Origin of the sequence: Hymenobacter sp. 15J16-1T3B (assembly GCF_020711235.1) — a bacterium.
Taxonomy (GTDB): Bacteria; Bacteroidota; Bacteroidia; order Cytophagales; family Hymenobacteraceae; genus Solirubrum.
This window is the reverse complement of the sequence record NZ_JAJFAV010000001.1, coordinates 97,487-120,095: the sequence shown is the minus strand read 5'-3', so window position 1 is coordinate 120,095 and position 22,609 is coordinate 97,487. Positions and strand designations below refer to the sequence as shown.

At 63.2% G+C, this 22,609-nt stretch carries 19 protein-coding genes; 4 read left to right on the top strand and 15 right to left on the bottom strand.

The window, feature by feature from the left end:
- Positions 1–49: 49 nt before the first annotated feature.
- From LJ737_RS00535 to mazG, 8 genes are all read right to left on the bottom strand, one after another.
- Positions 50–1,039 (bottom strand): PstS family phosphate ABC transporter substrate-binding protein, encoded by a 990-nt coding sequence (locus LJ737_RS00535; protein WP_227761704.1) that lies wholly within the window; start codon positions 1,037–1,039, stop codon positions 50–52.
- Positions 1,026–1,277: a hypothetical protein gene (locus LJ737_RS00530; protein ID WP_227761703.1), complete on the bottom strand. Its 252-nt coding sequence runs from the start codon at positions 1,275–1,277 to the stop codon at positions 1,026–1,028. Before LJ737_RS00530 ends, LJ737_RS00535 begins: the two co-directional genes overlap by 14 nt.
- A gap of 179 nt (positions 1,278–1,456) precedes the next feature.
- Positions 1,457–2,287: an energy transducer TonB gene (locus LJ737_RS00525; RefSeq protein WP_227761702.1), complete on the bottom strand. Its 831-nt coding sequence runs from the start codon at positions 2,285–2,287 to the stop codon at positions 1,457–1,459.
- A 234-nt stretch (positions 2,288–2,521) separates the two neighbouring features.
- Positions 2,522–3,349: an energy transducer TonB gene (locus tag LJ737_RS00520; RefSeq protein ID WP_227761701.1), complete on the bottom strand. Its 828-nt coding sequence runs from the start codon at positions 3,347–3,349 to the stop codon at positions 2,522–2,524.
- Positions 3,346–3,861 carry an ExbD/TolR family protein gene (locus tag LJ737_RS00515; protein ID WP_227761700.1) on the bottom strand — a complete coding sequence of 172 codons (516 nt, stop codon included), beginning with the start codon at positions 3,859–3,861 and terminating at the stop codon, positions 3,346–3,348. The genes LJ737_RS00520 and LJ737_RS00515 overlap by 4 nt, the downstream gene beginning before the upstream one ends.
- Positions 3,862–3,867: 6 nt before the next feature.
- Entirely contained in the window at positions 3,868–4,491 is a 624-nt protein-coding gene (locus LJ737_RS00510; RefSeq protein ID WP_227761699.1) for an ExbD/TolR family protein, read from the bottom strand.
- Positions 4,492–4,548: 57 nt separating this feature from the next.
- Complete coding sequence (locus LJ737_RS00505; RefSeq protein WP_227761698.1) at positions 4,549–5,445, bottom strand: MotA/TolQ/ExbB proton channel family protein; 897 nt, start codon at positions 5,443–5,445, stop codon at positions 4,549–4,551.
- A 269-nt stretch (positions 5,446–5,714) separates the two neighbouring features.
- Entirely contained in the window at positions 5,715–6,548 is an 834-nt protein-coding gene (gene mazG / locus LJ737_RS00500; RefSeq protein WP_227761697.1) for a nucleoside triphosphate pyrophosphohydrolase, read from the bottom strand.
- Between the two features lie 108 nt (positions 6,549–6,656).
- Here mazG and glmM point away from each other — a divergent pair, with 108 nt between their 5' ends.
- Together glmM and LJ737_RS00490 are read left to right on the top strand one after the other, a co-directional pair.
- Complete coding sequence (gene glmM, locus LJ737_RS00495) at positions 6,657–8,051, top strand: phosphoglucosamine mutase (RefSeq protein ID WP_227761696.1); 1,395 nt, start codon at positions 6,657–6,659, stop codon at positions 8,049–8,051.
- A 208-nt stretch (positions 8,052–8,259) separates the two neighbouring features.
- A complete protein-coding gene (locus LJ737_RS00490) occupies positions 8,260–9,423 on the top strand; it encodes a cysteine desulfurase family protein (protein WP_227761695.1) in 1,164 nt (387 codons plus the stop codon).
- Between the two features lie 77 nt (positions 9,424–9,500).
- Here LJ737_RS00490 and LJ737_RS00485 read toward each other — a convergent pair whose 3' ends face one another.
- Complete coding sequence (locus LJ737_RS00485; RefSeq protein ID WP_227761694.1) at positions 9,501–10,697, bottom strand: hypothetical protein; 1,197 nt, start codon at positions 10,695–10,697, stop codon at positions 9,501–9,503.
- Positions 10,694–11,674, bottom strand: a complete 981-nt coding sequence (locus LJ737_RS00480) for a DUF2157 domain-containing protein (RefSeq protein ID WP_227761693.1) — start codon at positions 11,672–11,674, stop codon at positions 10,694–10,696. The genes LJ737_RS00485 and LJ737_RS00480 overlap by 4 nt, the downstream gene beginning before the upstream one ends.
- Positions 11,675–11,956: 282 nt before the next feature.
- Here LJ737_RS00480 and LJ737_RS00475 point away from each other — a divergent pair, with 282 nt between their 5' ends.
- Both LJ737_RS00475 and LJ737_RS00470 read left to right on the top strand, forming a co-directional pair.
- A complete protein-coding gene (locus tag LJ737_RS00475) occupies positions 11,957–12,634 on the top strand; it encodes a hypothetical protein (RefSeq protein ID WP_227761692.1) in 678 nt (225 codons plus the stop codon).
- Between the two features lie 31 nt (positions 12,635–12,665).
- Entirely contained in the window at positions 12,666–13,211 is a 546-nt protein-coding gene (locus LJ737_RS00470) for a PRC-barrel domain-containing protein (RefSeq protein ID WP_227761691.1), read from the top strand.
- A gap of 99 nt (positions 13,212–13,310) precedes the next feature.
- Here the strand turns inward: LJ737_RS00470 and LJ737_RS27045 are convergent, their stop codons facing one another.
- From LJ737_RS27045 to cobA, 5 genes are all read right to left on the bottom strand, one after another.
- A complete protein-coding gene (locus LJ737_RS27045; protein WP_317206626.1) occupies positions 13,311–14,822 on the bottom strand; it encodes a TSUP family transporter in 1,512 nt (503 codons plus the stop codon).
- Positions 14,822–16,525: an NADPH-dependent assimilatory sulfite reductase hemoprotein subunit gene (locus tag LJ737_RS00455; RefSeq protein ID WP_227761690.1), complete on the bottom strand. Its 1,704-nt coding sequence runs from the start codon at positions 16,523–16,525 to the stop codon at positions 14,822–14,824. The genes LJ737_RS27045 and LJ737_RS00455 overlap by 1 nt, the downstream gene beginning before the upstream one ends.
- A 170-nt stretch (positions 16,526–16,695) precedes the next feature.
- Positions 16,696–19,605, bottom strand: a complete 2,910-nt coding sequence (locus LJ737_RS00450) for a TonB-dependent receptor (RefSeq protein ID WP_227761689.1) — start codon at positions 19,603–19,605, stop codon at positions 16,696–16,698.
- 297 nt (positions 19,606–19,902) lie between these two features.
- Positions 19,903–21,714 carry an assimilatory sulfite reductase (NADPH) flavoprotein subunit gene (locus tag LJ737_RS00445; protein ID WP_227761688.1) on the bottom strand — a complete coding sequence of 604 codons (1,812 nt, stop codon included), beginning with the start codon at positions 21,712–21,714 and terminating at the stop codon, positions 19,903–19,905.
- Positions 21,715–21,770: 56 nt separating this feature from the next.
- Positions 21,771–22,550, bottom strand: coding sequence for a uroporphyrinogen-III C-methyltransferase (gene cobA / locus LJ737_RS00440; RefSeq protein WP_227761687.1), 780 nt, complete (start codon positions 22,548–22,550; stop codon positions 21,771–21,773).
- Positions 22,551–22,609 lie beyond the last annotated feature (59 nt).

Here is a 22,609-nt window from a genome sequence, read left to right as displayed (position 1 = left end):
GGTAAGTGAGAAAATGGTGAGAGACGAGTTGCGGCAGGTGAGCAAAGACTTACTCTTTGTTAGCCTGCACCAGACGAACCTGCCCAACGGCCGGCATCAGCCCGGATTTCAGGAAAATCAGCTGACCCTGATTGCCCGCGACGAAGGATGCAAAGCCGGTGCCAAGTCCGGTGCGGGCCTCGCGGCTGATGACGTAGAGCTTGCGTTGCAGCGGGTACTCTTGCGTCGCCAGGTAGGCTTGGTAGGGCTTCACGTAGTCGTCGGGCTTGCTGGGCGCGGCCACTTTGCGCTTGCCAATAGCGGCTACCTGAATCTTGCGCAGAAAGCTCTGTACTTGGGCGTCGTCCTGGTCACTGATCCAATTAACACCGATAACGCCGATTGCGTTCGGATGCGTTGCAACGTAATCAATCAGCTTAGGGTTCGATTCGCTGGCAAACACCTCCTTAGCCAAGGCCGCACCGCGCGTCACTGAGTCCTGCACATAGCGGGTGGTGCTGGAGTTGTTTTGGTCAAACACCGGGTTGATTTTGCCCAGATTTGAAGCTTTACCGCTGACCTTTTTCCACTCCGCCACTTGGCCGGTGAAGATGGCCTTGAGCTGCGCCAGCGTCAGCAGGGAGTCGGGGTTTGAGGGGTGTAAAATAATGGCCACCCCGTCGGTTGCTACGTGCGTGACGCGCGGTACGATGGTCTGCCGGTCAAACACGGCTTGCTCGTCCGGCTTCAGCCCGCGGGCCACAATAATGGCGCGCACTTTGTCGTCGAGCAGGTCGCGCATGGCCTCGCGCTCGGGCTTATAGGCCGCCTGCACGTGCGCGTATTGGTAGAGCTTCTGAAACGTGTCGATGTGCGACTTCAGAATGGGCTCAAACGTGTTGTCGATGCTGACTTTGATGGTACCGCTGGTGGGGGTGTCGTTGTCGGCATCGGGTGAGGTGGCCTTACTCCCGTTGCCATTGCAGCTAGCCAGGAAGAGGGCTACACTCAAAGTCAGGGCGGCGCCAAAAGTGCGCGCGGGGGCTTTAAAAAGCATCATGTCGTTTGCGGAAATGCTGGCGGAACGCCCGGACAAATCTAATTAATCCGTACAGGATGAAGAGGCCCCCTACGACGCGCCGTGTTGTGAGCGTGAGGTGAAACACCCCGGGAGGCGCGGCAATCAGAAAGGTGCCCAGTCCTACGTACACCACGGCCATCAGCATGGTGAAATAGCGCGAAGTCGTCTGTTGGCCGCGGCGGCTGTTAATCCGTTCGTCGGCGTTGGTATTCAGCATGGCTTTCAGAGTTAAGGCAGCAGCACGGACTGCTACTCCCTAACGCGTAAAAGTAGAAGGTTTGTTCGCTGTATTACGGTGCGGCAATGTTTTCGGGTAAGGAAAAAAGCTAAAAGCCCGTTTGAGCGCAATGCTCAAACGGGCTTTCTAGTGTGCAGAGTGCAACTAAGCCGGATTAGTTAGTTGCCGATGCGGAAGGTAATCGGCAAAGTGTAGCGCACGGCTACTGCGTGCCCATTCTGCACGCCCGGCTTCCAGGCCGGCATCTTACGCACCACGCGCAGCGCTTCTTCGTCGGTGCCGTAGCCCAGGCCCTTCAGCACCTGCACATCCACAATTTCACCCGTGGCGCTGACGGTGAATGATACGAACACCTTGCCCTCAATCTGCTCGCGCAAAGCCGTAGCCGGGTAGCGCATATTGCGGCGCAAGAAATCAACCAGTGCCGCGTCGCCTCCCTCGAACGCGGGCATAACTTCGGCCGTGATAAACACGTCCGTTTTGCCAGCACTGGAAGCCGGCGTGCTCAGGTCCAGCGGCTGCTTGCCAGTACCGTCACCGGGCACGACGTTGCCATCATTGGGTATTTCGCCGAGGCCAACCTCGTTAACCGCGCCCGGCATTGCGTTGGCTGGCGGAGTAACCGATTCGTCTCGGGGCTTCGCCTTGGCATCCGGAACTACAAGGGTCGGGGTAGCTACTGTAGGCACTTTGGCGCCGGTGGCAGGAGGCGTCACCGGTTTGGGCTCGTCAATGGGTTTGAAGTTGACTTGCGTAAAATCGTGGTCCGTGTCAAGCACCGGCGGCTTTACCGCAACCGGTTCGGGCATCAGGCGCCGCACGATGCTGGGAGCAAAGGCAAGTACGACAAACAGCAACAGCGCCAAGCCAACGGCGCGGCGCACGTGGGTGGGATAAGACTGGCGCAGGTCAAAGGCGCCGTAGGCTTTGTTGCGGCCCTCGAAGACGATTTCGTCCAGCGTGCTAGGGCGAAGGTGTAAGGGAGTCATGGCGGTGAATGAGGTGAGGTGAACGATAGAACTACTGCGCATTCGGCCCGGCCCTAATTCCCCTAAACCCACTCCTGTCGCCTGACCTTCAAGCAGTAAACGGCGGGGCGGCAGCGGTTGGTATATGGCATAACCGGAAAAATTCCAGATAAGCCGGAAAAAGCAAAACCCCGAACCAAGCTGGAGCCTGATTCGGGGTTTTAATGAGACTGACGAGGTTGTCAGATAAGCAGCTTACTTGATGGTGAACGTCACCGGAACGGTGTAGGACACGCTCACGGCACGGCCGTTCTGCTTACCCGGGGCCCAAGCCGGCATCTTGCTGATTACGCGAACTGCTTCTTCGTCGCAGCCGGCACCGATGCCTTTGGTTACCGTTACGTTCGAGATTTGCCCATCCGGACCTACTACGAAGTTCACGAATACCTTGCCTTCAACTTGGTTGCGCAGGGCCAGCGCCGGGTACTTGATGTTTTTACCCAAGTACTGCATCAGGCCTTCCATGCCACCGGGAGGCGTCGGCATCTGCTCCACGTAGGTGTAGACCTTCTGTTCTACTACCTCCGCTACTGCTTCGCCTTTGCCTTCGTCGAGGCCGCTCAAGTCAACGGCTGCCAGGTTGTTGGTGTTGCCTTCAACCGTTTTGGTAGCCACTACCTTGTCCTCGAGTTCCTTCTGGTCAGGAATTTCTTCCACCTTCCGTACTTCTTCGTCCTTCTTCACCACCGGCGGGGTAAAGCGCACGGTCGACAGCTTAGGAGGAGGGGGGGGCGGAGCCGAGGGCGGGGGCGGCGGGGGCGGCGGCTGGTTCTCCAGAGGCGGTGCCTCCAGGGTCACGTCGACCTCCACCTTGTCCGGCGTCTTATCTGCTTTCGGCGTGAGCATGCTGGCGATAACCGGCCCGAAGATCAGCAGCGCGAAGGCGATAATGGCGACCAGGAAAGCGCGGGTTACGTGCTTGCCGTACAGCTTGCGCAGCACGTAAGCGCCGTAGGCCTTGTTGCGACCTTCAAACACTATGTCGTTGAAGGACGCCCGGGCCAATTGAGCATTATCCATCATAGGCCAGAGGTGGTTATAAGGTTCTCGTCATCCTTCGTAATGTCCACCAGAGCGTACTTCTGCTGCCCGGTAATGGTCATTTCGTCCAGGATATCCACCATGTTTTTGTAGTTGGCCTTGTCAGCCGCCTTGATCAGCACCACGGTAGTGGGGCGGCGGGCACGACGGTCAACCAGCGTCTTGCGGATACCTTCAGCTGAGTAGCTGCTCAGCTGCAACTGCGGCTTATCCGTAACCAAGCCCTCGTAGTAGTAGAGCTTGTTGTTTTCGCCCAGCAGTACGGTGAAAGCGTCAGACGCTTTCAACTCTTGTTGTTCATCTTCCGGTTTCGGCTTTACCGGCATCGAAATCTGCATCACCTTCGGCTTTGCAAACGTCGTGGTGAGCATGAAGAAGGTCAGCAGGAGGAAGGCCAAGTCTACCATGGGGGTCATGTCGATTTTGGTCGACATTTTCTTGGCCCGCTTCTTACCGCCTTTACCGGAGTCAGCCTGTTGTTGTATTTCAGCCATGGCTACTTAGTTGCTGGCAACCGGTTTGGTTTCCAGGTCGGTGACGAGATAGAAACGGTTCAGGTTCTTCTCCTGCAGAATCTTGATGACTTTCTTCACCGTCGGCACGTCGGCCAGCCCGTCGCCTTTGATGGCAATGTACGGGGCAGTGTTCAGCACGCTGATGTTGGCACTCCGCGCCGCGATTACCCATTCGGCCAGCTGGTTATTCAGCGAGTCGGTCGGGATGCCCGGCTGTTTGAAGGCTTTGCGCTGCTCGGCCGGCAGGTTCACGAAGCCCTTGATTTGCTGGGCTTCAAGACCGAAGTCGGGCAGCAGCGAAAACTGCTTCTTTTCCTTGTCGGAGAAGCTCTGGCCATACTTGGCACCGACGGTTTCCAAGGCTTTCATCTTCACCGGCTGCGAGTCCGAGCTGAAGAATACGCGCTTGTCCTTATCGATGGTGATGGTCAGCACGCCCTTGTCGGGCAGCGACTTCTCCGAAATGGAGGACGGGGTGTCCACCACCACAGCCGTGTCTTCCGTCGGCGTAGCGGTGAGCATGAAGAAGGTCACCAGCAAGAAGGCCAAGTCTACCATCGGGGTCATGTCCAACGATGGTGACACTCGGTGAGGTTTTACTTTCGGCATTTCTGGCTAGTTCAGAAGGTTCTTTGATTCAGTAACGTACGAGGTGCAGCGTTTAGTTTACGCTACCACACCGTTTTGTACGCCGTTGTCGCCGTGTTGAGCAGCGAAGGTCTGAATGATGGAGAACCCGGCCTCGTCGATGCTGTAGGTCAGCTCGTCGATCTTGCTCGTGAAGAAGTTGTACATGATGATGGCAATGGCCGACGTCAAGATACCCAGAGCCGTGTTGATCAGAGCTTCCGAGATACCGTTGGCCAGACCTACTGCATCCGGAGCACCGGCGTTAGCCAGAGCGGCGAATGCGTTGATCATGCCGAATACCGTACCGAGCAGACCCACCAGGGTAGCAACCGAAGCAAGGGTCGAGATGATAACCAGGTTCTTTTCCAGCATCGGCAGCTCCAGAGCGGTCGATTCCTCGATTTCCTTCTGGATAGCCAGGATCTTCTGGTCTTTGTCCATGCCCCGCTCGCGGGCCATTTCCTGGTACTTCAGCAGGCCCGACTTCACCACGTTAGCAACCGAGCCCTTCTGCTGGTCGCAGGCGGCGATGGCGCCGGTGATGTCGTTTACGTTCAGCTTCTGGCGCACGGTGCGAACAAACGTCTCGATGCTCTTGGTGCCTTTGGCGCGGCTGATGGTGAGGAAGCGCTCAATCGAGAACGTCACCACGATCAGGAAGAACGACATCAGGATCGGCACGATAACACCGCCCTTGTACACGATGCCGAGGTAATCACCGGGCATGGGGTTGTTGTGGTTGTTGCCGCCTTGGAAGTGGCTACCGTCGCCCATGACGAATTTCCACACCACGTAGCTGATGACAAGAGCCAGCGGAATCACGATAGCGGCCAGTGCCGAACCGCCGCCTTTGGCTTCGCCAGTCTTCGGCGCTGCAGGAGCGGCAGGCCGGGGAGCCGTAGCCGGCTTGTTCGGGACATTCTTTTGTTCCATTGTTCCGGAGATTAAGAAAGGGTTGGTTGGTGAAAAAGGTTGACTTGTGGTTGGAAAGTGGTTTAAAAAACCGAAAGGCCTAAGACGGCGGAGCCCCGCTCACCCTCACAAATTGGCCAGGGAAAAGAAGCCAAATCTGTGGGTCTGCTCGTGTGCGGGGCCTTCGTCCGTAGTAGGTCTATCCTTGGCAAACCTAAACAAAAGGCTTGGCGCCGCCAAATTAAAAACGGGTCTAAAGCGTTTAAAACGGCATTAGCCCCAAAAAAAGGCTATTTCGCGGAGTTTGGTTCAGAACCGGTGTTAGGCAAGTGTTTGGCGGCGTTCCAGTATTCATCCATCTCAGCCAGCGAGAGGTCGGCGAGGCGCCGACCCGAGCGGGCAACTTCGGTTTCCAGATACCGGAAGCGGTGGATAAACTTCCGGTTGGTCTGCTCCAGGGCTTCCTCGGGGTTGATGCCGGCGAAGCGGGCAAAATTGACGAGCGAAAAGAGCAGGTCGCCAAACTCGGCGCTGGCCCGGGCCGGGTCCACCACGTCGCCGTCGCGGAATTCGGCCCCGAACTCGGCCAGTTCTTCCTGCACTTTGGCCCACACTTGCGCTTTTTCTTCCCAATCGAAGCCGGCGCCGCGCGCTTTTTCCTGGATGCGCATGGCTTTCACCAGGGCCGGCAGCGACACTGGTACGCCACCAAGAACCGAATCGTTGCCCTTCTCTTTGAGTTTCAGCTGCTCCCAGTTGCGCTTCACGTCGTCCTCGTTCTGCACCGTCACGTCGCCGTAGATGTGCGGGTGGCGGTGAATGAGTTTGTCGCACTGCGCGTTGAGTACGTCGGCCACGTCGAAGCGGCCCTGCTCGCTGGCAATTTTGGCGTAGAACACCAAGTGCAGCATCACGTCGCCGAGCTCTTTCTGCACGTCCGCGAGGTCGTCGCGCAGGATGGCATCGGCCAGCTCGTAGGTTTCTTCGATGGTGAGGTGGCGCAGGCTCTGCATGGTCTGCTTCCGGTCCCACGGACACTCGGCCCGCAGGCGGTCCAGTACGTCGAGCAGACGGCCGAAGGCCGCCAGTTGGGCGGGGCGCCGGTCGGGGGTGTTATACTCCATTGTCTCAAATATACGGCGCAAGCTAAAAACGAGCCGAGTGAGTACCCACCTAGTAGGCGGGGCGGGGGGGATTCGCTACTTTTGCCGCCTGAAAAACCGACATTTCTTGTGGCACTGATCAAATCCATCTCGGGCATCCGAGGCACCATCGGCGGCCGGGCGGGCGACGCGCTGACCCCCATCGACGTGGTGAAGTTCACGGCTGCCTTTGGCACCTGGGCCCTGGCCAACTCGCAACACCGCACCGTGGTGGTAGGCCGCGACGCCCGCCTTTCCGGCGACATGGTCAACAAGCTGGTTATCGGCACCTTGCAGGGGCTGGGCATCGATGTCATCGACCTAGGGCTTTCTACTACGCCGACGGTGGAAATGGCCGTGCCGGCCCGCAAGGCGGCCGGCGGCATCATCCTGACGGCTTCGCACAACCCCAAGCAGTGGAACGCGCTGAAACTGCTCAACGAGAAGGGCGAGTTCATTTCGGATGCCGACGGCAAGCAGGTGCTGGAACTGGCCGAGCAGGAAGCCTTCGATTTCGCGCAGGTAACCAAGCTGGGCCACGTGACCACCGATAACGGGGCGCTGAAAAAGCACATCAAGGCTATTTTGGCGCTACCGTTGGTTGACGTGGAAGCCATCAAGGCCAAAAACTTCCGGGTGGTGGTCGACGCCGTCAACTCGTCGGGCGGCATTGCGGTGCCGCTGCTGCTGGAGGCCCTGGGCGTGACGACCATTGAGAAGCTGTATTGCGAGCCGACCGGTGACTTCGCTCACAACCCCGAACCGCTGCCCGAAAACCTGCGCGACATTGCCAAGGTGCTCGAAAAAGGCTCGTTCGACCTCGGCATCGTGGTAGACCCCGACGTGGACCGCCTGGCCCTCATCAACGAGGACGGCACCATGTTCGGCGAGGAGTACACGCTGGTGGCCGTGGCCGACTACGTGCTCGGGCAGCTGGGCGGTGGCAATACGGTGAGCAACCTGAGCAGCACCCGTGCCCTGCGCGACGTGACCGAGAAGCACGGTGGCCAGTACGCCGCCGCCGCGGTAGGCGAGGTGAACGTGGTGACCAAGATGAAGGAAACCAACACCGTCATTGGCGGTGAGGGCAACGGCGGCATCATCTACCCTGAGCTGCACTATGGCCGCGACGCTTTGGTGGGCATTGCGCTGTTTCTTACGCACTTGGCCAAGTCGGGCAAGACGATGACGCGCTTGCGGGCATCGTACCCGAACTACTTCATCTCGAAAAACAAGATCGAGCTAACCCCAGACATCGACACCGATCTGGTGCTGGCGCAAATGGAAAAGCGCTACGCCAAGCAGCCGGTGAATACCATCGACGGGGTGAAAATCGAGTTCGACAAGGAGTGGGTGCACCTGCGCAAGTCGAACACCGAACCGATCATCCGCATCTATGCCGAGTCGGACTCCAACGCCACGGCCGACCACTTGGCCCAGAAAATTATCGGCGACATCAAGGAAATCATTTCGGCCAAAGGCTAGACCCTGGAATTTTTAGATTTCACGGATTTTGCCGTCGATTTCTTGCGCAGCGCCCCGGTCTGATGGCCGGGGCGCTGTTGTTTTTGGCAATAAATCAGTGGGTTAATCCGGCCATTGGGGCGGGGCGGCCGGTAGCCAACCGGACAAGGCCGGGCTTAGATAGGGGCAATCCGTTATTTTTGCAGTCCACCCCTGAACGTGCCTGCGCATGACGCCCAACCACGCTACGCCTTCGGTTTATTTCGACAACGCCGCCACCACGCCCCTCGACCCGGAGGTGCTGGACGCCATGATGCCGTTTTTGACGGAGCATTTCGGCAACCCCAGCTCCATTCACGGCCACGGCCGCAAGGTGCGCGCGGCCATCGAAAACGCCCGCAAGACCATTGCTCACCTGATTGGCGCCGCCCCGGCCGAAATCAGCTTTACTTCGGGCGGCACCGAAGCCGACAACTACGCTGCGTTTGGCTCGATTCGGACGCTGGGACTGAAGCACGCCGTCACCTCGAAACTGGAGCACCACGCGGTGCTGCACACCTTGGAGGCGCTGCAGAAGTCGGGCGAGATTGAGCTGAGCTTTGTGCGCTTCGACGAGCAGGGCAAGCTGGACCTGGAGCACCTCGACGAGCTGCTGGGCACGCACACGCGCTCCTTTGTGAGCCTGATGCACGCCAACAACGAAATCGGCAACCTGAACGACATCGAGGCCATCGGGCGGATTTGTCGGGCCCACGGCGCCATCTTCCACACCGATACGGTGCAGACGATGGGCCACTACCGCCACAACGTGCAGCAGCTGCAAAACCACTTCTTGGTGGGTTCGGCGCATAAGTTTCACGGCCCCAAGGGCGCGGGCTTTATCTACACCAGCGCGGGCCTGCAGGTGCAGCCGCTGATTCACGGTGGGGCGCAGGAGCGCAACGTGCGCGCCGGCACCGAAAACGTGTACGGCATCGTGGGGCTGGCCAAGGCGCTGGAAATTGCCTACCGCGACATGGACCAGCATCAGCAGCACATTCAGGGGCTGAAGGACCGTTTCATTGCCAAGCTGCGCAACGAAATCGACGACGTGCAGTTCAACGGCCTGTCGGCCGACGCCGAGCAAAGCCTTTACACGGTGCTGAGCGTGAGCTTGCCGCCGTCGGAGTTCAACGAAATGCTGCTCTTCAACCTCGACATCAACCACGTGTCGGCATCCGGCGGCTCGGCCTGCACCAGCGGCTCCAACATTGGCTCGCACGTGCTCACGGCCCTGGGCTGCGACCCGCAGCGCGGCGCCGTGCGCTTCTCGATGAGCAAGTACAACACGGCCGAGGAAGTAGACTACGCCGTGGAGCAGCTGGCCAAGATGTACCGCAAAGTGCCGGCCTAAGCTCGGCCCTCCCACCAACGCAAAAGCCCCGGTGCGCAATTGGCGCGCCGGGGCGTTTTGCGTTGACCTCAGCTGTTTCAGTAATCGGCGGACGCCCCGCCGCCGCCGGAGTGGCCGCCACCGAACTGCACGCCGGCCGCGGCACCAGCCGCCGGGGCGCTGTGGGCGGTTTGCGCAACAACCAAGGATTCCAGGTTGAGCTGCTGGTCGTCGGCGGCATCGGCGGCGGAGGTGAGGCCGTGGCGCCCGCGGTGCAGGTAACGGGTGGCCCACACGGCAACGGCCGTGAGTAGGGCCCCGGCCAAGGTAGCTGCCCAAGGCGCGGGCAGCACGCTGCGGTAGTAGCGCAGGGTGAAAACGGAAAAAGCGGCCGTCAGCAGTCCCAGCCAGAGCCAGGTGCGGTCGGGGCGACGCAGGCCGCCGGCGAGGTAAAATAGCGGAATGCCGGCCGTGAGTAGGTAGAACAGCCCCGCCAGCGGAATCTGCGGCGACGCGGGCAGGTAGCCCGGCAGCAGAGCAGCGTTACCCTCGCGCACGGCCCAGTAATTGACGGCCAAGTACGCCGTGCCCAGCGCCGCGCCGCGCAGCAGCTGCAGGCAACGGTGGTAATACAGCCGGGCGGGCTGTCGGAGTTGCCGGGTAAACCAGAGGTAGGCCCCGGCCGAAGCGGCGCAAAGGACGAACGGGAGTAGCATCGTGCCCAGCGGGAGCATCAGCAGCAGGTTGCCGAGCAGCAGCAGGGCGTTTAGGTAAGCGGCCGTGGCCACCAGGCGGTCGGCGTAGCGCAGGGTGGCCAGCAGCAGCACGGCTAAGGTGAGCAGCAAGGCCCAGTGCAGGCGCCAAGTGCCTAGCGCCGGGTCGTGGGCACCCTGCCCACCCTGCTCGTAGACCAGGTATAAAATCAGTGCTCCGATGCCGAGCAGCTCCAGGTAGAGCAGGGCGTTGTCGGCGCCGGAATGGTAGAGGCGCTTGCCGCTGATAACCAGCTCTAGCACCGCCCCGCCGATAACGAGCGTGGTGATGAGCGTGCCCAGAAAATTGAACTGCAGCAGCATGCCCAGCAGCCCCGCGCCGGCTAGGGCTCCGAGCACGGTGAAGAGAAACAGGCCAATGCGCAGCAGCAGGGGCGGGCGGTAAAAGTCGAGCGGGAAGGCGGCTTGCGCGGCGCTGAGCTGCGCGGGCGTGAGCAGGCCGCGCTTGTGCCAACGGGTGGCCTGGGCCTGAATGGCCTCGTGGTGCGGCCAGGCGGGGTTGTAAGCGTAGAGGCGGCTCATCGGGGGCGCAGAAGTTTCTTGATGTTCAGCAGCAGCCACACCACCCCGACGGCCGACAGCGGCACGTAAAACAGCAGCAGCACGAAGCCGCCGTCGTTGAAGCCGTTGGTGAATTCGATGAGGCGCACCAGCAGGTAGGTCACCACCACGTAGGCGTAGGCGACGCCCAGTAGCAGCAGCAAGTACGAGTGCGCCCGGCGGGCGTACCACACCAAGGCGGCGCACACGGCCAGGATCAGCGGCACCAGTACCACCGGCGGAAAGCTGCCGGCGCCGGGCGTGAAATCGAGCAGGGAGGCGGTGGCGGCCAGCAGCAGCAGGTTGCTGCCCAGCGAGAGGTAGGTGAAAGCAAAGTGCGCCTTGCGGCCGTAGCGCTCCGCCAGCAGCCCGGTCGCCATCAGGCCCAGGCCCAGCACGATGGCCGCGGTGCTCAGGCGGGAATGCCAGAAGTCGTTGGTGACGAAGGCCGACAGCGGCTGAATGGTGACGCCCACCCAGGCCGCCAGCGCCGTGATGCCCATGGCCAGCACGCCGCGGTGGTCGAAGCGGTAAGCCAGGGCAAAAAACACTGCTGCCGGCAGCACCGTGGCTAGCCCGTAGCGGGAGCCAAACACGCCGTACTGCACCTGCAGGTAGGTTTCGAGGGTGACGAAGAGCAGGCAGCCGAGCAGCAGGGCGTAGTCGGGCAGAAAGCCGGTACGCGGGGCCTCGGCCCAGGTGAAGGGCGGCAGGTGCCGCGCCGCGTAGCCCAGGCAGGCCAGCATCAGCCCGGCCATGGCGGCCACTATCACGCCGTGGCCGATGCGGTCGATGTGCTGGTAAATGAGCACGCCCAGCCCACCGCTGAGCAGCACGATGCCCAGGTACAGCAGCAGGCGCAGCTCGCGGTGCAGCGAGAAGGGGCGGCGGGTTTCGTCGGCGCGGATGAGCGCCGCTTGGGCGGGCGGCAGCAGGGCGCGCGCTAGCAGTTCTTGCAAAACGGATTCGGGAGACACGGGCAGCGGCGTAGGTTGGGGCGGTAAGTAAACCGTTAGGCGCCACACTCTGCGTAACCGGCCGCAACAGCATCTGTCCAGTGCGGGGCCGGGAGCAGAAGAACGGAGGCGCTTGCCGCTTGTTTGATCAACCACAATGGACGTCGGCGGTACCTCATGCCGCGCCGCCGCGTGGTGCGGCCTGCAGGCCGTCTGCAAAGTCCGCGCAGCACCTATTTTCGTGGCAACGCGTATGGACTACGCCGAAGGCTCTCCGCAACTCTTATGGCTGAAATCAACATTCAACGGAAGAAAAGAAGAATAAGCCCGTGGCCGCTCTTGATAGCGGTGCTGGTGGTGCTGGCCCTGGGCGTGTGGTACCTCGTCAGCCGCGACCAAGCCACGCCGCCCGCCCCCGCCCCCGGGGCGCCGGCCGCTACGCCCGCCGACACGGTGAGCGTGCCCAGCGGCGACGCCGCTGCCACCGCCGACCCCGCAGCCCCCACCGGCGACCCGTCGGTGGGCAACCTGGCTACCGACGACGTGAGCGAGGAAGCCGGGGCCGAACCGGCCGATTTCTACGCCTTCGTGGCCGACGACCCGAGCAGCTCGACCTACGCCCGCCGCGGGCTGGGGCTGCTGACCAATGTGCTGGTGAGCTTGGCCGACCGCACCGACCTGCGCACGCCCGCCGTGGAGGAAAAGCGCAACGACCTGACCAGCGCCACCAGCCGCGTGGCCGACGGCGGCTCGCTGCGGCCCGGCTTCGTGGCGGCGGCCGAGCTGATGCAGGAAATGCAGCGCCGCGGCTACGCCACCATCGAAACCGACGTGAAGAAACTGGTGGACCAAGCCGCCCAGCTCAGCGGCCGCACGGCCACCGCGGCCGAACAACAGGCCACGCAGGCGTTTTTTCAGCAGGCCGCCAACGTGTTGCGCGTACTGGAAAAGCCCGCGGCGTAACCGACCGCCCCTCCCTGATTCAGCAAGCAGTATGGAAACAACTCCCGTCCCCAGCGCCGAGGGCATGCACCTGGCCCGGCTGCGCGACCTGACCGACTTCGAAGTAGCCGACGGCAGCCCCGACGTGCGCGGCTGGGCCGTGCGCGGCGCCGACGGCAAACGCTTTGGCGACGTGTACGAACTCATTGTGGAGCGTGAAGTGCTGAAAGTGCGCTACCTCGACGTGGAACTGGACGCCGGCCTGAACATCAACCAGCACGAGCGGCATATCCTGATTCCCATTGGCGCCGCCGCGCTCGACGACGACGGGGACAACGTCTTTGTGCCGGCTCTCACCGCCGAGGCGGTGCTGAATTACCCGCCTTACCAGGAAATCAGCATCAGCCGCGAGTACGAGGAAGCCATGTTGCGCGCCCTGAGCCTGCCGGTGCCCAGCCGCGAAAGTCAGTCGCCCTTCTACGAGCAGCCCAGCTACAGCGAAGACGCGTTTTACAACCGCCGCCGTCCTGCCGAGTTGCCCAGCTCCTTCCGCCGCCGCCCCGACGTAGACGTGCCGCCGCTTGGGGAGTTGAACTGATACCGCGAAGCCGCATTCCGCGCTGCCCGAATAAACCAAAACGTCATTCCGCGCTTGTCGAGGAATGACGTTTTGGTTTATTCGGGCTGTGTAGCTGAATCAGAAAAACACCTTGCGCAGGGCCCACAGGCTCCAGATGATAACCATCAGGCCCACGCCCAGGAACATGAAGCGGGTGGAAATGCGGCCGGCTAGACGGGCGGCAAAGGGCGCGGCGGCCACGCCGCCCACAATCAGGCCGAGCACCACTTGCCAGTGCGAGATGCCGATGGTGGCGAAGAAAGTGAGGGCGCTGGCGAAGGTGACGAAGAACTCCGTCAGGCTTACCGAGCCGATGACGTACTGCGGGGTGCGGCCCTGCGAAATGAGCGTGCTGGTAACCAAGGGGCCCCAGCCGCCGCCGCCGAACGAGTCGAGGAAGCCGCCGGCGCCGGCCAGCCAGCCCACGTGCTTGACCTTACGCTTGCGCAGGTCGGGCTTGCGAAAGGCTTTGCTGATGATGCGTAGGCCCAGCAGCAGCAGATAGCAGGCCAGCACGGGCTTCACGTAGCCGGCGTATTCATCGCCGAACTTGGAGAGCAGGAATGCTCCGCTCACCGCGCCCAGGATGCCCGGAATCAGCAGCGCCCGAAACAAGCGGCGGTTCACGTTGCCGAAGCGGTAGTGGTTGTAGCCCGAGGCGCCGCTGGCAAACATTTCGGCCGTGTGGATGCTGGCGCTGACGGCCGCCGGATTCAGCCCCAACGACATCAGGCTGATGGCCGTGACTACGCCGTAACCCATGCCCAGGAGCCCGTCGACGAGCTGTGCAGCGAAGCCCACGGCCACGAACAGGTAGAAGGTGCGGGCGTTGCTGACCACGCCCCAGACTTCCGGCCAGGTGTAGTAGAGCGAGAGGATGTTGATGCCCAGCAGCAGCGCGAAGCCGAACAGCGAGAACGTAGCAATGCGCCGCCACATGGTCGTGGCGGGCGACTCGGCCAGCTCGGCCGTCACCTCGTTCAGGGCCTTTACTTTCTGGGCGAAGTCGCCCGAGAGGCGGCTGCGGATGACGCCCATGTGCTGCAGCACCTCGTTCAGCTCGTCGGGCAGCACCTCGCTGAGTACGTCGCGCAGGCGCTTGGCCACCGTCGGCGACTTGCCGTTGGTGCTGATGGCCACTTTCAGGTCGCCCTTCTGCACGATGGAGCCCAGGTAAAAGTCGCACTCCGCGGGCGTGTCGGCCACGTTGGCCAGCAGCCCGTGGCCGGCGGCTTCTTGTTTGATGCGGCTGTTCAGCGCCCGGTCGTTGGTGGCAATGAGCACCAGGTCGTGGCCCAGCAGGTCGCTGAGCTGGTAGGGCCGCTCGTGCAGCTGCACGGCCGGGTGCTGAGCGGCCAGCGTGCGGATTTCGGCGGAAATAACGTCGCTGACCACCGTGACGCTGGCGGCGGGGGAGTTGCGCAGCAGGGCGGTGAGCTTTTCGAGGCCCACGGCGCCGCCGCCCACCAGCAGCACGCGCAGGTGTTCCAGCTTCAGAAAGACGGGAAACAGGGTGTTGCCGGTGGCCGGGGCCGCGTCGTCGGCGGGCGGGCCGGTGGCCAGGTGCAGCGGCAGGGCAGACGAGTTCATCAAGCGTGGAAGTTTTGGCCGTGGGTGGTAGCGGCGACGTGTCCCTGGCGGATGACAAAGTCGCCGAAGCGTTCGGTAGGCAGGCGGTATTGGGCGTAGGCGGCCAGCAGGGGCGTCAGCTCCCCGATGATGCCGTCCTCGTCTAACATCTCCCGGTAGAGCTTGTTCAGTCGTTCCCCGGCGTGACTCGCGCCGAGGTAGAGGTTGTAGCGGCCGACGGCCTTGCCCACCAGCCCGATTTCGCCGAGGTAGGGGCGGGCGCAGCCGTTGGGGCAGCCGGTCATGCGAATCAGGATGCCTGCGTTGGCCAGGCCATGGGCCCGGATAACGGCGTCCAGCCGGTTGAGGAGCTGGGGAAGATAACGTTCGGCTTCGGCAAAAGCTAGCGAGCAGGTGTTTAGGGCCACGCAGGCCAGCGCACCCAGCCGCAACGCCGTGCGCTTGATGGTCGGGCCCAGCACGCCGTATCGGGCCAGCACTTCTTCCACCCGGGCGCGGTGTGTGGGCTCAATATTGGCAATAACCAAGTTCTGGTTGCCGGTCAGTCGGAACTCGCCGGTGTGGAATTCGGCTACTTCGCGCAGGGCGGTTTTGAGCTGCACGTCTTCAGTGTCCTTCACCCGCCCGCCTTCCACGAACAAGCCCAGGTGCAGCTTGCCGTCGGGGCCCTGCACCCAGCCGAAGTTGTCGCTCGACGTGTCGAAGCGGTAGGCGCGGGCGGGCTCAATGTCGTACCCAAGGCGCTGCTGCAGCTCGGCCACGAACCCGTCGAGGCCCACGCGGTCGAGGGTGTACTTCAGGCGGGAGAACTTGCGGTTCTGCCGGTTGCCCCAGTCGCGCTGAATGGTCACGATTTTCTCGCACACGTCCACCACCTGAGCTGTTGGCACGAAGCCGATGAGGTCGGCCAGGCGCGGGTAGGTGTCGGGCATACCGAAGGTCATGCCCATGCCGCCGCCCACGGCCACGTTGAAGCCAGCTAGCGCGCCGTTTTCCTCGATGGCCACGAGGCCGATGTCGTTGGCGAAGATGTCGGTGTCGTTGTAGGGCGGCACGGCCAGGGCAATCTTGAACTTGCGCGGCAGGTAGGTCTTGCCGTAGATGGGCTCCGCGTCTTCGGCTGGCTCGGTCGTGAGGTGCTGCTCACCATTAAGCCACAGTTCCCAGTAGGCCGTGGTCTGCGGCGTGAGGTGCGCGCTGATTTGCTTCGACACCTCGTGCACTGCCGCGTGCAGCCGCGACTCGTGCGGGTTGGCGCCGCACATCACGTTGCGGTTCACGTCGCCGCAGCCGGCAATGCTGTCCATCAGCACCGCGTTGAAGCCCTGAATGGTCTGTGGCAGGTCGCGCTTGAGCACGCCGTGGAGCTGAAAGGTCTGGCGCGTGGTCAGCTTGAGCGTGCCGTTGGCGTACTCGTTGGCGAGGTCGTCCATGCGCTGCCACTGCGCGGGCGAGGCCACGCCGCCGGGCACGCGCACCCGGATCATGAAGGAGTAGAGCGGCTCCAGCTTCTGGCGCTTCCGCTCGCTTTCCAGGTCGCGGTCGGTTTGCTGGTAGGAGCCGTGGAACTTGATCAGGTGGGTGTCGTCGGGGTAGAGCGCGCCCGTAATCGGGTTTTGCACGCTCTGGCGCAGGGTGCCGCGCAGGTAATTGCTGGCGTCCTTGACGTGCTCGACTTCGGAAAGCTGGGACTTGTCGGTCATATCGGTGGGCGGAAGCGGCTTCCGCGGGGAATCGTGGAAAAGGCCGTCCTGTCGAGCTTGCCGAGACATCTCGCTGGCTAGTAACCTGCTCGTTGAACGAGGACATTACTACCGGACCTCAGCACGCGTGATGTCTCGGCAAGCTCGACAGGACGGTCTGGTTGGGTTGGTTAGCGCAGCACCGTGCCGTCGAAAGTGAGGGCCGCGTAGTAAAGCCCGCCGATGGTCGGGCCGGCGGCGTACTGGATGTAGCGGTTGTTGAGCAGGTTGGCCCCGCCGACTTTGATGGTCGACTTCAGGGCGGGCACGCGCACGTTCACCTGCGCGTCGACGGTCTGGTAGCTGGGTACTTGGCCGTTGGCCAGCGGGCTTTCCCAGTAGAAGGCGCTCTGGCGGCGCCACACCACGTTGAAGCCCACATTGCGCACCACTTCGCGGTTGCCGAAGGTCAGGTTGGTCACCCACTTCGGGGTGTTGAAACCGGTCACGAAGATGTCGGCCTGCTTGTTTTCCGACAGCGCGTTGTAGCTCACGTTGCCGCCCACGGTGAACTTCTGCACCACGTTGTAGGTCAGGCCGAGGGTGGAACCGTAGCTGCGGTAGTCGTTGCGGGCGTTGGTGTACACGCGGTAACGGTCCTGCCGGGCGGCGCGGTTCGCGTTCAGCGCGGCCAGCACCGCGTCGTCACTGCCGACCTGCACCTGCTGGCCCGTGGCATCCTTGGGCACGCTCACTTCCACCTGGCCCAGGAAGCCGGAATAAACGTTGTAGTAGGCGTCCATGTCCAGGGAGAGGCGGTTGTCGAGCAGCACGCTGCGGTAGCCCACCTCGTAGGCATTGATTTGCTCGGGCTGCTCGGTGGGCAGGTTGCCGACTTGCAGCAGGCTGCGGATTTCGGGTCGCAGCGCGGCTTGGTTGGCTGTGGTGCCGGCGTTGGCGGCCACGTAGGCATTCACCGCGGCGTTGAAGGTCGAAATCGAGGTCAGCGTGTAGGAGTTGTCGAGGTAGTTTAGGCCCTCGTTGACGCGGGCCAGACCGCCCACGCGGCGCACGTTGCCGTTGTTGACGAACGACAGCGCCTCAAACAGCGAGGGGAAGCGCCAGCCGTTCTGGTAGGAGGCGCGGAAGTTGTGGTTCTGATTCGCGCCGGCCGAGTACACGGCTGCAATCCGCGGGTTGAGCTTGGGCTTGAACTCGGGGTTGTAGTCGAGACGCAACGAGCCGGTGAGCTTGAGCCGGTCGTGGAAGAGCAGCTTGGTGGCCTGGGCAAAGCCGCCGATTTTGCGGTAGTACTGGTTGGCCCCACCGGGCTGGGTGCGCTCCGCGAGCGGGCGGCCGAAGTCCACGAAGTTGTTGCCGTCGGGAATGACGGCGTACACGCGGGCGTCGGCGCCGAGCACCACGTCTGCGAACTTGATGCGCGGACCCAGGTTCCAGAGCGCGTCGGCGTGGTAGGTGTGGCTGCGCTGGGTGAGGGCCGCCCCGCCGGGCGTGGGCGCGCCGGGCACGTTCACGCCGCTGTCCCAGTTGTTGGTGCTGATAATCTGCTTTTTGAGCGCCTCAAACTCCGGCGTGCCGGGCTGGGCGCGGCCGGCATCGGCCACTACGCGGGCTTGGCGCATGGCGTCGGCCAAGCCTACGCCGGCGCCCAGCTGGCTTTGCAACTCGCTGCGGAATTTGGCGCCCCAAGCGGCGTTGGAGCCGTTCTGCAAATCCAGGTTCAGCGCCAGCGGGTTGAGGTTGTAGGAATTGCCGGTGTTTTCGACCAGCATGTAGCCGCGCAGGGTGAAGTCGGCGCCGCGCAGCTCCAGTTTGTGGTTTTGCACCGTCACGCCGTCGAGCTGAATCTTGTTGCCGCGCTGAAACACGCCGTCCATCAGCCCGAAGCGGTAGCCGTAGCTCAGCTCCAGCTTGTCGGTGAGCTTGTAGTGCAGGCTGGCGTCGGCTTTGATGTTGCGCACGATGGGGTTCGTCAAATCCCGCTCGTAGTAGCCGGTGCGGCGCACGTTGAAGGTTTCGTTGCGGCCGTTGTAGGGAATGGTGATGCTCGCGTTGCCGGCGTTGTCGTCGCCGTAGCGGTTCCAGAGGTCGGCCGCCGGGTTATTCGGGCCGCTCAGCTCGGGGAAGCGCGGGTTGGCCGAGCTCAGGTTCTGCGGGTTCTGGTCGGTCTGGGTGTTGGCCAGCCAGTCGGTGCCGCGCAGGTAGCTCAGGTTCACCTTGTAGGCGAAGCGCTGCGTGGCGCCCACGGCTTGGGCCCAGCGCACGGCCGTTTCGGTCAGCGCGCTTGGGGCGCGGTCCTTGCCGTCGACATGGTTGACGCCTACTTTCTGGTACACGCTCAAGCCCTGGTAGGTGAAGGGGCTCTTGGTGGTCAGGTTCGCCATACCGTTGATGGCATTCATACCGTACAGGGCCGACGCCGCGCCGGGTGTAATTTCTACCGAGGCCACGTCCAGCTCGGTCGGGCCGATGGCGTTGCCCAGCGGCACGCCCAGGGTGGCGGCCTGCATGTCCACGCCGTCGACCAGCTGCATGAAGCGGAAGTTGTTCGGGATGTTGAAGCCGCGGGTGTTCGGCACCTTGAAGGTCAGCGAGGAAGTAGTCATCTGCACGCCCTTCACGTTTTCCAGCGCGTCGTAGAAGCTCGGCGCCGGCGTCTCCTTGATGGCGCGGATGTCGAGCTTCTCGATGGCCACCGGCGACTTCAGCCGGCTTTCCTCCACCCGCGAAGCCGATACCACCACCTCATTGGTCAGCACCGCCTTCGACTCCAAGCCCACCGAAATAGGCGTTTTGGCGTCCAGAATGCTGAGTTCCTTGGGCTCGTAACCTATCATGTTGAACACGAGCACGAAGGGAAACTGCAGCCGGTCCTTGAGCTGAAACTGCCCCGCCGCGTCGCTGACGGTGCCCGTAGTACCGCCCTTGATGTTCACGCTCACGCCGGGCAGCGGCTGCTGGGTGCCGGCTTCGCGCACGGTGCCTTTGATGGCGAGGATTTGTTGCTGGGCTACGGCCGCCGGAGCCGCCGCGAGTAGAGCGGCAAGGGTCAGCCAGGATGAAGCGTAGTGCTTCTTCATAATCACGGGTTCGGCTAAGGAGAGAGGATGGAAGCGGTGGGCGCAGTAAGCGGACAGAGCGGCAGCGTGACTTCAATCATCGAACGTCATCCTGAGCCTTCGCGAAGGATCTTACTCGAGCCTTGCACGGCCGGTTAAGTCCAAGCTGCGAGTGGGTTGACGTTGGGATATGGCGGCGCTTGGCCTTTCTGATTACCCAGCGTCGGCACTTCGCGGGTAGCGGCGCTGCGGGGGGCGAGCAAGGTCCTTCCTTCGTCAGGATGACGTTCTTGTTGCGCGCTAGCCTCGCCAAGGGCTTTAATACACGTCTTCGAGGTAGCGGCGCTGCTTTTTGAGGGCGCGCACGTAGGCTTCGGCCTCTTCCAAGGAGGCACCGCTTTCCAGCTGCACCACGCTTACCAGGGCTTTGTGAACCGTCGCGGCCAGGCGCTGCTTGTCGCCGCAGACGTAGAGGTAGGCGCCGCTTTCGAGCCAGTCGTACACGTCGCGGGCGTATTCCAGGAGTCGGTTGTGCACGTAGATTTTGTCGGTTTGGTCGCGCGAAAACGCGACGTGAAGTTTGGCCAGAGTGCCGCGCTTGAAGTGCTGCTGCCACTCGGTTTGGTACAGAAAGTCAGTGGTGAAGTGCGGGTTGCCGAACACCAGCCAGTTCAGGCCGCTGGCCCCGCGCTCGGCCCGTTCCTCCACGAAGCCGCGGAAGGGCGCCACCCCCGTCCCTGCGCCCACCATGATGATGTTGGCGCTGGGGTCCTGGGGCAGCTTGAAGTACTCGTTGCGCTCCACGAACACCCGGAGCGAGTCGCCGACCTGCACGCGGTCGGCCAGGTAGCACGAACACGTGCCCTGCTTCCGGCGGCCGTGGGCATCGTAGCGCACCGCCCCCACGGTGAGGTGGGCCTCGTCGGGGTGGGCGAGTAAGCTGCTGGCCAGGGAGTAAGCCCGGGCCGGCAGCGGCCGCAGGGTATCCACCAGCTGCTGAGCCGATAGTTCGGCCGGGTAATCCACCAGCAGGTCGGCGGCGTCGCGGCCGTAGAGGTAAGCCTGGAGCTGCTGCGTGGCGCCGGCCAGCTCGCGCAGCTTGGGCTGCGGCTGGTGCTGGGCGTAGCGCTCCAGCACGTCGCGCGAGAGGGTGCTCAGCTCCAGCCGCTCGGTCAGGGCCGTGGCCAGCCGCAGCCGCTCGCCCTTAAGCAGCACCGGCGCATCGGCCGAGAGCTGAGTGGCGCGCAAGACTTCCTCTACCAAGGCTTCGGAATTGGTCGGAATCACCGACAGCGCGTCGCCGGGCTCGTACTGCAGGCCGGAGCCGGCCAAGGACAGCTCCAGGTGGTAGGTTTCCTTGGTTGAGCCGCGGCCGTTGAGCTGAATCTTCTCCAGCACCTCGGCCGTCAACGGATGGTGACGGGAGTACGCCTCGGTCGTCAGCGGCGCCGGCGCACGTTTGATGCTCACCGCAGCGGACGTCGCCGGCTGGCCGAGGACGTCCAGTACCGCCGCAATCCACTGCCGGGCGTCGGCGTGAAAGTCCAGGTCGCAGTCGACGCGCGGGGCCAGGGCAGTGGCGCCTAGCTTGCCGAGGCGCTCGTCGAAGTCCCGGCCGGTCTGGCAGAACTGCAGATAGCTCCGGTCGCCGAGGGCCAGCACCGCGTAGCGCAGCTGCGGCAACTTGGGCGCCCGGGCGCTGCCCAGAAACCGGTGCAATTCCTCGGCCGCTACCGGCGGCTCGCCCTCGCCCTGGGTGCTGACCACGACCAGCAGCACTTCTTCCTTGCTCAGCTCCCGCCCTTGGTAGTCGTTCATGTCGCGGGCGGTAGCGTTAAGCCCGCGCTGCTGGGCCGCTTCCACGGCTTGCAGAGCCACTTTTTTGCTGTTGCCCGTTTGCGAGCCATACAGCACCGTGAGGCGCCGACCGGCCGCGGCGGGCGTCGTTTGGGCCGGCGCCACCTGGGCCACTGCGGCGGCCAGGTCGGAGCCGCTGCCGGCGGCGTAGCGGCCGTAGAAGTAGCCGCTCAGCCACAGCAGCTGCTGTTCGCTGAAGTCGCCGGCGAGCTGGCGCAGCACGTGGTCGTCGAAGGCTATGGGCAGGCGCTGGCCGGTGTCGGACGTGGACATAAGAACTGGAGAAAAGGCGGTGGTCGTAGAAAAGAAGGGGAGAGCAGGTGCGGCGGTTAGGCCACGGCCGCGAGGGGCGCCAGCTGCGGGGCCAGGTCGGCCGGCGCGGCGGCCAGGTCGACGACTTCGCCGATGACGATAATGGCCGGCGCGGTCAGGCCCGCTTCGGCCACGCGCCGCGGCAGCTCGGCCACGGTGGTTTGCAGCAGCCGGGCCGTGGGCAGCGTGCCGTCCTGAATCACGGCCGCCGGCCGGTGCCCGTGGCCGAAGTGCACGTAGGCATCGGCAATGGCCTCGACCTGGCTCATCCCCATCAGAATCACGGCCGTGGCCTTGGGCGCCTGCGCCGCCTTGATGACTTCCTGCGACAGTTCGCCGCTGGCCGTAGTGGCGGTAATCACCCGAAAGGCCTCGCTCAGGCCGCGGTGCGTGACCGGGATGCCCAGGCTGCCGGGTACGGCCACCGCGCTGCTGATGCCCGGCACGTAGGCCGTCTGCAGGCCGTGGCTCTGGGCGAAGAGCATTTCCTCCCGCCCCCGCCCGAACACGAACGGGTCCCCGCCCTTGAGCCGGACCACGTGGCCGTGCACCCGGGCATAGAGCACGATGAGGTCGTTGATTTCCTGCTGCAGGTAGGCGCGGGTGCCCTTGCGCTTGCCCACGTACACCTTTTTGGCGCCGGGGCGGGCGTAGTCGAGCAGCTCGGCGTTGCTAAGTGCATCGTAGAGCACCACGTCGGCCTCGGCCAGCACGCGGGCGCCCTTCACGGTAATCAGCTCCGGGTCGCCGGGGCCGGCACCTACTACGGTCAGGCGGGGAACAACGAAAGAGGACATGGCAAGGGAGGAAAAGCGGCTGCGTCAGCCGGTGAGCGGGTGGGTCGTCGGGCCAGGCG